The following is an 11,665-nucleotide window of genomic DNA, read 5'->3' as shown; positions in this document are numbered from 1 at the left end:
CGCGTGCGGCGAAGTAGCATGAAATAGCCGTATTGTGGCGCACGAAACCGTCTCTCAGTCTGCATAGAAAAATATCAAACACCATCGAATCGCGATGACGATTAACGAGATACCGACTGCGCCAGTCGGATCGTGGCGGCGATATTACGCGCCGTCATTCGCACATTCTCTGCCGCATTATCCAGCGCTTCTTCTAGTGAGCAGATGTTGTAAAGCACGCTGAATACGGCATCCAGACCATGTTCATGCACCACTGAGACATCTGCCGTCAGGCTGCCTGCAATACCAATAACCGGTTTATTATACTGTTTGGCGACTCGTGCCACGCCAATCGGCACTTTGCCATGAATCGTCTGGCTGTCGATACGCCCTTCTCCGGTAATCACCAGCGTGGCATCTCGTACCAGTTCATCCAGCCCCAGTGCTTCCGTAACAATCTCAATACCCTGACGAAGTTCAGCGCCGCAAAAGGCCTGTAACGCCGCCCCCATTCCACCCGCCGCACCCGCTCCGGGAACCTGTTCCACGTCCATATCCAGATCGTGCCGGATCACCGCCGCATAATGCTTCAACGCATTATCCAACTGTTCGATCATCTCAGTCGTTGCGCCTTTCTGAGGCCCAAAAATAGCCGAGGCTCCCTGTTTACCCGTCAACGGGTTAGTCACATCGCAGGCCACTTCAAAACGGCAGCCTTTAATACGCTCATCCAGCTCGCTGATATCAATGCTGGCGAGCTTGTCGAGTTCACCGCCACCAAAACCAATCTGTTCGCCCTGCTTATCCAGCAACTTCGCGCCCAGCGCCTGCACCATGCCAGATCCGCCATCATTGGTTGCGCTCCCGCCAATCCCGATGATGCAGTGCCGAACGCCGTGATCCAACGCGCAGCGAATCAACTCGCCTGTGCCATAGCTCGTGGTCTTTAGCGGATTACGCCGTTGAGAAGGCACGCGTTCCAGACCGCTTGCCGCCGCCATCTCAATAAAAGCCGTTTTTTCATCGCCAGACAGGCCAAAGAACGCATCAATGTTATCGCCTAACGGCCCTGTCACCTTAACATTCACAATCTTGCCATCAGTCGCAGCCACCATGGCTTCAACCGTCCCTTCCCCACCATCTGCAACGGGCAATTTGACATAGCAGGCATCGGGAAATATTTCACGAAATCCCTTTTCAATCTGCGTGGCAACCTCTTGCGCAGACAGGCTTTCTTTATAAGAATCCGGTGCGATCACTATTTTCATAAACGATCCGATTTCATCAACGTTCCGATTGCATCAATAATCCGCGCGCTCATGAAATAGCGCTTATACCCACCAATTCTCAGGGCAGAGATCCTGAAATCTCTTGGGTAGATCAGAATGATTATCTGCCAGTCGGCTGACACACAGTGCCAGCCTCGTGACTATCGCTTCACGGGTTATCTCGTGACTTCTACTTTGGCCAGCTTCTCGTAGTAACACGCCAGTGCGCTATGGTCGGCCGATCCCAGATCGTCCGCTTTCAGCGCCTGCATCATTTCCATCACCGCCGCCGTTAACGGCAACTGTGCGCCAACGCCGTGTGAGGTATCCAGTGCATTCGCCAGATCTTTAATATGCAGATCGATGCGGAAACCCGGCTTAAAGTTACGATCCATGACCATCGGCGCTTTCGCATCCAGCACGGTGCTGCCCGCCAGCCCGCCGCGAATCGCCTGATAAACCAAATCTGGATTAACACCTGCTTTCGTCGCCAGTACCAGCGCTTCGGACATAGCGGCAATATTCAGCGCCACAATCACCTGATTCGCCAGTTTGGTGACGTTGCCCGCACCGATATCACCAGTATGTACAACAGAACCGGCCATTGATTTCAGAATTTCAAAGCAGCGATCAAACTGCGCTTTATCACCACCGACCATCACGGACAGCGTGCCGTCGATCGCTTTCGGTTCACCGCCGCTGACCGGCGCATCCAGCATGGCGATCTCTTTCGCCGCCAGCACAGCAGCAATTTCACGGCTGGCAAGCGGTGCGATTGAACTCATATCCACTACAATGCTTCCGGCACGTGCTCCATCGATGACGCCGTTTTCACCCAGCACCACCTCTTTAACGTGTGGAGAGTTAGGCAGCATGGTGATGATGACATCGCTCTGTTCCGCAACCTGTTTCGGCGTTTCAGCTGACGTCGCACCTGCCGCAACCACTTCCGCGACCGCTTCCAGATTTCTGTCCATCACGACTAATGAGTAACCTGCTTTCAGCAGATTTTTACTCATCGGTTTTCCCATAATGCCCAGTCCAATAAAACCAATTTTCATCGCCCTAACCTCATTGTCTGATGTAGATATCACTTCAATTCACGATGGCCCCGTCCCATGACGGCTCCGATTCGCAACGGAATCACTGAATCATTTTTTGTATTTGTCGCTCAGCGCCTGCGTCGCGCTGCGGAACACGCCCAGATCGCTTCCTACCGCGACGAAGCTTGCCCCCCATTCCAGATAGCGCCGTGCGTCGGCTTCAACCGGTGCCAGAATGCCGCACGGTTTGTTATGCGCAGCAGCGCGATCGAAGATGTGGCGAATCGCTTTCTGCACATCAGGATGGTTAGGCTGACCGAGATAGCCCAATGCCGCAGACAGATCGCTCGGGCCAACAAATACGCCGTCTACGCCGTCAACGGCGATGATCGCATCCAGGTTATCGAGGCCGTCCTGGCTTTCGATTTGCACTACGACGGTAATGTTGTCGTTAATCTTGGCGAAATAGTCCGGTTCGGTGCCATAGCTATTGCTACGGTGCGCCACGGAAACACCGCGAATACCCGCTGGCGGATAACGGGTGGAGGCAACCGCACGCGCGGCTTCTTCTGCCGTTTCCACAAAGGGAATCAGGAAGTTATTGAACCCAATATCCAACAGCCGTTTGATGATGATCGGCTCATTGCACGGCGGGCGAACGACAGGTGCACTGTGACTCCCTTTCAGCGCCATTAGCTGAGGAATAAACGTCACGATATCGTTAGGCGCATGTTCTCCATCCAGCACCAGCCAGTCGAATCCCGCCAGCCCCAGCACTTCAGTTGAAATCGGGTTGCCTAGCGCACACCAGCAGCCAATCAACGTTTTCCCCTGCTGTAAATCTTGGCGAAAACGGTTAGGTAACAGCGGAGTCTTCATTTTTTATCCTCGGTCATTCCAGCGCCGCTTACCTGAAGCGGCGCGCTCAAAAAACGGAAAAGCAAAACGTTAGCGAACCAGACACGGACGTTTATTATCAAATGTCCATTCAGGAATAAGGTACTGCATTCCCATTGCGTCGTTACGTGCGCCTAATCCCATGTTTTTATACAGTTCGTGTGCTTTCATTACCTGATCCATATCCAGCTCAACGCCCAGACCCGGTTTCTTCGGCACTTCCACCATGCCGCCAACAATCTGCAACGGTTCTTTCGTCAGGCGTTGGTTGCCTTCCTGCCAGATCCAGTGCGTATCAATTGCCGTAATCTTGCCCGGTGCCGCCGCAGCGACCTGAGTAAACATGGCCAGTGAAATATCAAAGTGGTTATTGGAGTGAGAACCCCAGGTCAAGCCCCATTCGTGGCACATCTGCGCCACACGTACGGAGCCTTGCATTGTCCAGAAGTGCGGATCGGCCAACGGAATATCGACCGATTGCAGAGAAATCGTGTGACCCATTTGTCGCCAGTCGGTAGCGATCATGTTAGTCGCGGTAGGCAGACCAGTCGCACGGCGGAACTCAGCCATCACTTCACGACCGGAGAAACCTTGTTCCGCGCCGCACGGATCTTCTGCATACGCCAGTACGCCGCGCAGTTGTTTGCCCAGACCGATGGCTTCATCCAGCGACCAGGCACCGTTCGGGTCTAGCGTAATGCGCGCCTGCGGGAAACGTTTAGCCAGCGCAGTTACCGCTTCGGCTTCTTCGCTACCGGCCAGTACGCCGCCTTTCAGTTTGAAATCATTGAATCCGTATTTTTCATACGCGGCTTCAGCCAGACGCACGATGGTTTCTGGTGACAGAGCTTCTTCGTGACGCAAACGATACCAGTCGCACTTCTCGTTCGTCTGATTCTGGTAAGGCAGATCGGTTTTATTACGATCGCCGATGTAGAACAGATAACCCAGCATTTCTACCGCATCACGCTGTTGGCCATCGCCCAGCAGCGAGGCCACGCTGACATTGAGGAATTGCCCCAACAGATCGAGCATGGCGGCTTCTATCCCCGTGACGACATGGATGGTGATACGCAGATCGAACGTCTGCAAACCGCGTCCAGAGGAGTCACGGTCAGAGAACTGCGCACGCACTGCCGTCATCACGTTTTTGTATTCGCCCAGCGTTTTACCCACCACCAGTGCGGCAGCATCCTCCAGCGTCTGACGGATTTTCTCACCGCCGGGAATTTCACCGACACCGGTATTCCCAGCGTTATCTTTCAGAATCACAATGTTGCGAGTGAAATAGGGTGCATGTGCGCCACTCAGGTTGAGCAGCATACTGTCGTGACCTGCAACCGGAATAACCTGCATGTGGGTAATAACCGGAGTTGAATTTTGCAACGTCATTTTCTTATCCTTATCTCTCTAATTTTTCTCTGTAGGGTTAGCGGCCAAAAACCGGGCGTTTACGATCAAATTTCCAGCCCGGAATCAGGTACTGCATGGCTGCGGCATCATTACGTGCCCCGCTCGGTAATTTTTTGTACAGATCGTGAGCTTTCATGACCTGTTCCATATCCAGCTCAATCCCCAGACCGGGACGATCTGGCACCTTAATTTTACCGTTGATGATTTGCAGCGGCTCTTTGGTCAGATGCTGCCCTTCCTGCCAAATCCAGTGCGTATCAATCGCCGTCGGGTTACCCGGCGCCGCTGCACCTACATGCGTGAACATCGCCAGAGAGATATCGAAATGGTTATTTGAATGGCAGCCCCATGTCAGACCCCACTCATCACATAACTGGGCGACGCGCACCGCACCGTGCATCGTCCAGAAATGCGGATCGGCCAGCGGGATATCGACCGCCTGCAACATCACGGCATGGTTCATTTCACGCCAGTTGGTGGCAATCATGTTGGTCGCTACTGGCAGCCCAGTAGCACGGCGGAACTCAGCCATCACCTCACGGCCGGAGAAACCTTGCTCGGCACCACACGGGTCTTCTGCATAGGTCAGAATGCCCGTCATGTCTTTGCACAAATCTATCGCTTCGTCCAGCAGCCAGGCACCGTTTGGATCGACGGTAATACGGGCATCCGGGAATCGTTTTTTCAACGCCTTCACAGCATCGATTTCCTGCTCACCGGGCAGCACGCCCCCCTTGAGTTTGAAATCTTTAAATCCATAGCGGTCGGTGGTCGCTTCGGCCAGACGCACAATCGCCTCGCTATCCATAGCCTGTTGGTGACGCAGGTGATACCACTCGTGCTTGCCTTTTTCACCCGATACTTTCTCACCTGATAAATAGGGTAAATCCGTCTTCGTGCGGTCGCCGATATAGAACAGATAACCGAGCACGGTAACTTCATCACGCTGCTTACCCGGCCCCAGCAGTTCAGCAACGGGGACACCCAAAAATTGCCCCAACAGGTCGAGCAGTGCCGCTTCGAGAGCCGCCACCGCATTCACACGCAGCTCAAACGTCCACGCGCCCTTGCCGAAAGAATCAAAATCCGAAGATTGGTTGCCGATGTGAATGTCATGAACCAAACGGTTCATGCGGGCAATTTGTTCGCCCTTCACGCGGGGAATGGCCTCGACCAGCGTGTTGTAAATGACTTCGCCACCGGGCGCTTCGCCAACCCCCGTATGCCCGGCGCTGTCGGTTAAAATCACGATATTACGCGTGAAGTAAGCACCATGTGCGCCACCGATGTTCAGCAGCATGCTGTCATAGCCCGCAACGGGGATGACTTTCATGTTGGTAATTACAGGAGTCGCTGAAAAGTTGGTCATTACAGGCTCCCGTCATGAATGGAGCGCACAGGGTTGACGCTTAGGTTTCCGATGTCTGCCACAACGCAGGTGCGCGCTGAGGCAGGTGAAAATAATTCTGTCATACAGAAATAAAAAACAGATGGTGCACCAGTAGATGATTTCATGTTGTTTTCCTACTTTATTAGCGCGACCTTGTTTTTACTCTGATTTGAAATAAACAATGCTTGTAGGGTTATCAGAATAAAAACAGGTATAACAACCTTAATACCGGAATAAAACGATCGGTAAAGCAGTGTCGTAATCCGTGCCGCCTAACCAACCTCCGTAAAAAAGTATAAGTTTTCTTATTTCACAACTCATTGGGCAATAGCACAGCATTCCCCGTCAAAACGCAGATTAAATATGTCATTATCACAATACAATGGGAGGTGTTTCACGAAAACCGGGAAAAGCGAATTTATCTCTTCAAAGGGTAAAATAGGTGCCATCCCAATGATATTTCAGAAATGAAAATGCCACCGCTATGGCATAGCGTCTACATCATGATGGAGCTAGACGGCAGTGTTCAGTCACCGGATTAGCGAGCATACGTTACACATAATGCTCGTCTTCCCGGCTATTATTTATTTGGCTGGCTTATTCTATCGACATCGCTATTGTGGCAGAAGCTAAAGATTGGCAGAGTCAGAAAATAAATACGTCATAATTTTCTCTCTGGTCTGAGAAATAGTAATAACATCCGTTAGCAGTCCTTTGTCTTTTAATCGCTCAGGATGAGAAACTTCAGCTTTGAGTGTAGCAAGAATATGATGCTCTCGCTCATTAAGGGATGCCGTCATAATCTTATTTATTGTTTCCACGCTATAGACACCGACATTCGCCTGAGGATAAGCCAAAACAGCAGTGGGATTAAATCCAGGTCCCCCAAGTGCAAAAACGCCGCCTGTGTAAGCTTTTCTGGCGACTAAAAACAGCTTTGGGACCTCACAATTAACGTGAGCCTTGAAAAGCTCCGCTGCGGCTAAAAATATTCCACTACTCTCAGCTATTTTACCGATCATAAACCCTGGAACATCCGCAATAAAGAGAATGGGCGTACGGCACTTGGCCGCGAGATTAATCATCCGAACCATTTTGGTTGCAGACTGTCTGTGAATCGCACCACCTTTATATTTGGGATTATTGGCAATAATAATGAATGGATTACCCTGAACTTTCGCCCATCCCGTTATCACCTCCTGAGCGTAATCAGGGCTACACTCAAAAAAACTTTCTTTATCAATAAACACCGATAATAAACGATGCATGTCATAGGGGACTCGATGATCCGTCGGAATAATAGTATCAACATCCACCTCATCTGGCTGAGTAAAATTAATAGTGTGCTGTCGTGGAAAAAGTAAAGAGAATAGCGTTCGTAAACGAGAGAATAATACCGTCTCCGTTTCAAAAACACATTGAACCTGACCCGAATGTCTCGCATGCATCGTCGCGCCACCCAAACTGTAGAGATCTGACGCTTCGGCAAGCATCGCTTTGACCATATCAGGCCGCCCCATACAGAACGCGCCACGATCCGTCATAAATACCAGGTCAGCCAGCATAAGCGGCAGAGCCAAAGGTCCTGAGGTCGGCCCAAGGATCACGGAGATAAGCACATTGCGATGTGCGAAGCGGGCCAACGACGCGCTGACCTTTCCCATTCCCGATGGGGAGAGCAGGAGTGAAGACATATCTTCCGAAAACACATTTGTGGTGTCGAAATGAGTGTCGATCCCCCCTAACTTATCCTGAATATAGATTAACGGCACACCAGAAACAGCAGCACGCTCCGTCGTCTGAATAATATGGTCAATCGTTTTCCATTGCCAGAGTACATTAAAATCACAGTCTTCCCCCCGACTCATAATAATGAAAACAGGCTGCTGGTTAATCGTTCCTTCGCCACATATAAAATGTGTATCGTGATAAGGAAAATGTGCACAGAAACTCTGGCAATCTAACAAATGCTTTATCCTTTCCTCGCTACAATTCATGTAACACCTATTTTTAAATATAAGAAAAAAGACTCACCATGTAACAAGCGATATGGCTCAATTAAAAAACAGGCTTAACCTGGAGAAAAACAGCAAAAAATAAATCATCTGAATTTATCCATGCAAGCGAACACATAACTACTTATTATCAAACTTAATAAAACCTGTATATTTACACACTCCACGTCAAGTAATTTACTTTATGCTTAAAAATGCTTTTATCTTACGTTCCCTATGATATTTCATCGATTTTTTAATGACATAAAGAACCACCATCAATACGTTTACCCTGCTAATAATATAATAAGCATTATCATAGCATAACAAAACATTAGCATTTCATACGATGCATCTGCAATATACACGTAACGACAAACAAGAATCATAAATTGACCCCTTAATAATTAGCACACTAGTTATTAATTTATTCATATTTCATCATAACGTTAAGGAAAACCTATGCAGAAAAGCAACTTCCGCACGATAAATGGAATGCCGTGCGTCGACCAACTATTTGACTACGCCGCGTTCCTTGAGCAAATAGAAGCATACGGTGCCATCGGATCGTTTCCTGCAAACGTGACACCACCCCGCATCGCAATCGTCGGTGCAGGGTTAAGCGGGCTGGTTACCGCATTCGAATTACTGCGTGCCGGCGTACGTGACATCACCGTGTTTGAAGCGCGCGATCGCATTGGCGGCAGAATCTGGTCGCAACACTTCGATCCCAACTTGCCCAATTTAATTGCCGAAATGGGCGCGATGCGCTTTCCGTCCAGCGAGACATGTTTGTTTCACTACCTTGATAAATTCCATATTGCGACATCTTCAGCCTTCCCCGATCCTGGCATCGTGGATACTGAGCTGGACTACCGTGGTCAACGCTATTACTGGCCCGCAGGTGAAAAACCACCAACGCTATTCCAGCATGTTTATGAAGGCTGGCACGCTTTGCTACAAGAAGGCTATACACATAACGGCCAACAACTTGTCCCCCCGTTGACGATCACATCACTGCTGCAGGCGCGACGCTTCAAGGAGGTTCAAGCCGCCTGGCAGGCGTGGATCGATGCTTTCGGCGATTATTCCTTCTATTCGGCGATCGCCTTGATTTTCAGTGGCGATAATCCACCCGGCCGTAAACGCTGGAAAAAACCGGATGATTTTGCACTTTTTGGTTCATTAGGCATTGGTTCCGGGGGCTTTCTTCCTGTTTATCAGGCAGGGTTTATTGAAATTATGCGGTTGGTTGTAAATGGTTACGAAGTCGATCAACGCTTAGTCGTCGGTGGAATATCCAGGCTCATTGACCAGTTGCTCTCTCAAAACATTGACGGTCATCCCCTGAGAGAGCACATCCATTTCCGCACCGTGAAACAGATAGATAAAGTGGACGGAAAAATAGCGCTGAAATTTGAACAAGATGACGAGCAGCAGTTTGATCGCGTGATCGTCACTAGCAGTCCGCGTACCATGCAGGTCGTGCATAACCTGACCCGAAGCAATATGTTTTTCAATCATGATGTCTTGCGTGCCTTAAAAGAGACACACCTTACGGGGTCATCGAAATTATTTATCCTTACTCGCAATAAATTCTGGCTCCAACATGCTTTGCCCGTCACCATTCAATCTGATGGTCTGGTACGCGGTGTCTATTGCCTAGACTATGAGCCAGACAACCCGGAAGGACACGGCGTCGTGCTGCTGAGTTATACCTGGGAGGATGATTCGCACAAGCTATTGAGTCTGACGAATAAAACGGAGCGTTGTCACTATTTAACCAACGATTTAATGGCAGCATTCCCGGAATTCGCCCGCCACCTCATCCCGCTGAATAACGATTATGACCGCTATGTCTTGCATCACGACTGGCTGACCGACCCACATGCGCTAGGTGCCTTTAAGCTAAATTACCCTGGTGAAGATAGCTATTCGCAGCGGCTATTTTTTCAGTTTCAGGATGCCAATTCCCCGCATACCGATCCCGGTATTTATCTGGCTGGCTGTGGCTGTTCATTTACTGGCGGATGGGGTGAAGGTGCCGTACAAACTGCCCTGAATAGCGCTTGTGCAGTCATTCGCAGTACTGGAGGACAGTTGGTTGAGGGTAACCCACTAGACGCGGTGCAACCCGCGTACCGTTACTAGGCATCATGGTATTTCAGGAGAAAAAACATGATCTCAAACCTATCGCTTCAATCGCTCTGTCACGCGTTAAATACGGGCACCCTCAGTACCGAAGAAATGCGTGCACATGTTCACCAGTCGGCCCAAAAGCAACAACATCTGAGCATTTTCATCCCCTCGGTTGATGGAGAGATGATGTCAACGAAGCCAGATCCGGCTAACCGTGGCAAACCACTCTTCGCGTTGCCTGTTGCCTACAAAGACAATATCAGCGTCGTCGGTTACCGGTTAACAGCGGGAACGCCCGGCATGGCTGACTGTATGGCCAAATACGATGCGGATATTGTCAAACGCTTTGCAATGCACGGCGCCATCGTGGCAGGCAAAACGAACATGCACGAACTTTCCTGCGGAGTCACTTCTCTCAATCTTCATTTTGGCGCAGTCGGCAATCCGGCAGCCCCCGGTTACTGCGCCGGAGGAAGCAGCGGCGGGAGTGCCGCGGCAGTAGCTGCAGGGATTGTGCCGGTCGCCGTCGGTACTGATACCGGGGGATCCGTACGCATCCCTGCTGCATTTTGCGGCATCACTGGCTTCCGTCCTACAACGGGATGTTTTACGTCTGAGGGCATCATCCCCGTATCACGCACGAAAGACACGCCCGGATTATTGACGCGCACGGCGGAGGATGCCCGTTTTCTGCAACGTATCTTGATGCATACCGATAGGCCGCTTCACAAAATGCCATGCCGTATCGGGCTACCAACGACGATGTGGTCAGCATTGGATGACGAGGTACGCATGCATTGCCAGCGCGCACTGGATCGCCTGACTCGTGAGGGATATGAGTGTGTCGCCATTGACGATCGCCCCATCAACGCGCTGAATTCCGCTATCGTCTTTACGCTACCGCGCTATGAATTTCTGACCGATTTCCCGCGCGCGCTGCTGGAACAGGGATGGGGTCATCGGATTAACGATGTCATCAACGAGATTTGCGATCCTGCGGTACGACACTTCATCCACAGCGGTTTGTCCTGCGCGCACTCTAGCAGCGCAACGGACTATATCGCCGCGCTTGGCACACTAGCCAGACTGCGTGACGCTGTTGCGGAGATGTTCGTGAGACAGCAGATCGATATTCTGGCTTATCCTACAGTCCCATGCGCCGTGCCGCACCTCAGCGCTTCGGCAAATCCCGATCTGTTTGCACGCATCGTTCGCAACACAGAACTAGCGAGCAACGCCGCACTGCCATCAATCACATTACCGGTAGCACCGACAAGCCACCTACCCGTTGGGTTAAACATTGATGGCGCATATGGTAGTGACGGTGAATTACTGGCAACAGCATGTCATATTGAACACCTGTTAGCGGCATAAAATACCGCGCATTTTTAGGCTGGTTCTGGCTGTCCACACAGTCAGAAAATAGGTCGCGAGAACACTTGTCTTGCGTGCTCTTTCCCCTCTCGGTTCTGGCAACACGTTACCGAGAGGGGGGAGCAACTATATTTCAGTTATCGCGTTTCTTTGTCCGTTGGGTTCCTT

General features: G+C 50.6%; 8 protein-coding genes. 2 read left to right on the top strand and 6 right to left on the bottom strand.

The window, feature by feature from the left end; genetic code table 11:
• Positions 1 to 101 precede the first annotated feature (101 nt).
• From KP22_RS11860 to KP22_RS11835, 6 genes are all read right to left on the bottom strand, one after another.
• Positions 102 to 1,247, bottom strand: a complete 1,146-nt coding sequence (locus KP22_RS11860) for a glycerate kinase (RefSeq protein ID WP_039306640.1) — start codon at positions 1,245 to 1,247, stop codon at positions 102 to 104.
• Positions 1,248 to 1,423: 176 nt separating this feature from the next.
• A complete protein-coding gene (gene garR, locus KP22_RS11855) occupies positions 1,424 to 2,338 on the bottom strand; it encodes a 2-hydroxy-3-oxopropionate reductase (protein WP_269321069.1) in 915 nt (304 codons plus the stop codon).
• Between the two features lie 60 nt (positions 2,339 to 2,398).
• Entirely contained in the window at positions 2,399 to 3,169 is a 771-nt protein-coding gene (garL, locus tag KP22_RS11850; protein ID WP_011095077.1) for a 2-dehydro-3-deoxyglucarate aldolase, read from the bottom strand.
• A gap of 69 nt (positions 3,170 to 3,238) precedes the next feature.
• Entirely contained in the window at positions 3,239 to 4,579 is a 1,341-nt protein-coding gene (gene gudD / locus KP22_RS11845; RefSeq protein ID WP_039324426.1) for a glucarate dehydratase, read from the bottom strand.
• Between the two features lie 37 nt (positions 4,580 to 4,616).
• Complete coding sequence (locus KP22_RS11840; protein ID WP_039306631.1) at positions 4,617 to 5,969, bottom strand: enolase C-terminal domain-like protein; 1,353 nt, start codon at positions 5,967 to 5,969, stop codon at positions 4,617 to 4,619.
• 650 nt (positions 5,970 to 6,619) lie between these two features.
• Complete coding sequence (locus tag KP22_RS11835; protein WP_039324423.1) at positions 6,620 to 7,987, bottom strand: carboxyl transferase domain-containing protein; 1,368 nt, start codon at positions 7,985 to 7,987, stop codon at positions 6,620 to 6,622.
• Between the two features lie 459 nt (positions 7,988 to 8,446).
• Between KP22_RS11835 and KP22_RS11830 the strand changes: the two genes are divergently transcribed.
• Together KP22_RS11830 and KP22_RS11825 are read left to right on the top strand one after the other, a co-directional pair.
• Positions 8,447 to 10,135 carry an NAD(P)/FAD-dependent oxidoreductase gene (locus KP22_RS11830; RefSeq protein WP_052012515.1) on the top strand — a complete coding sequence of 563 codons (1,689 nt, stop codon included), beginning with the start codon at positions 8,447 to 8,449 and terminating at the stop codon, positions 10,133 to 10,135.
• A 27-nt stretch (positions 10,136 to 10,162) separates the two neighbouring features.
• The gene (locus KP22_RS11825) at positions 10,163 to 11,497 is read left to right on the top strand and encodes an amidase family protein (RefSeq protein ID WP_039324419.1); all 1,335 of its coding nucleotides are present in this window, start codon (positions 10,163 to 10,165) and stop codon (positions 11,495 to 11,497) included.
• Positions 11,498 to 11,665 lie beyond the last annotated feature (168 nt).

The sequence above is a fragment of the Pectobacterium betavasculorum genome, assembly GCF_000749845.1.
GTDB lineage: Bacteria > Pseudomonadota > Gammaproteobacteria > Enterobacterales > Enterobacteriaceae > Pectobacterium > Pectobacterium betavasculorum.
This window is presented reverse-complemented; position numbering and strand designations above follow the sequence as displayed.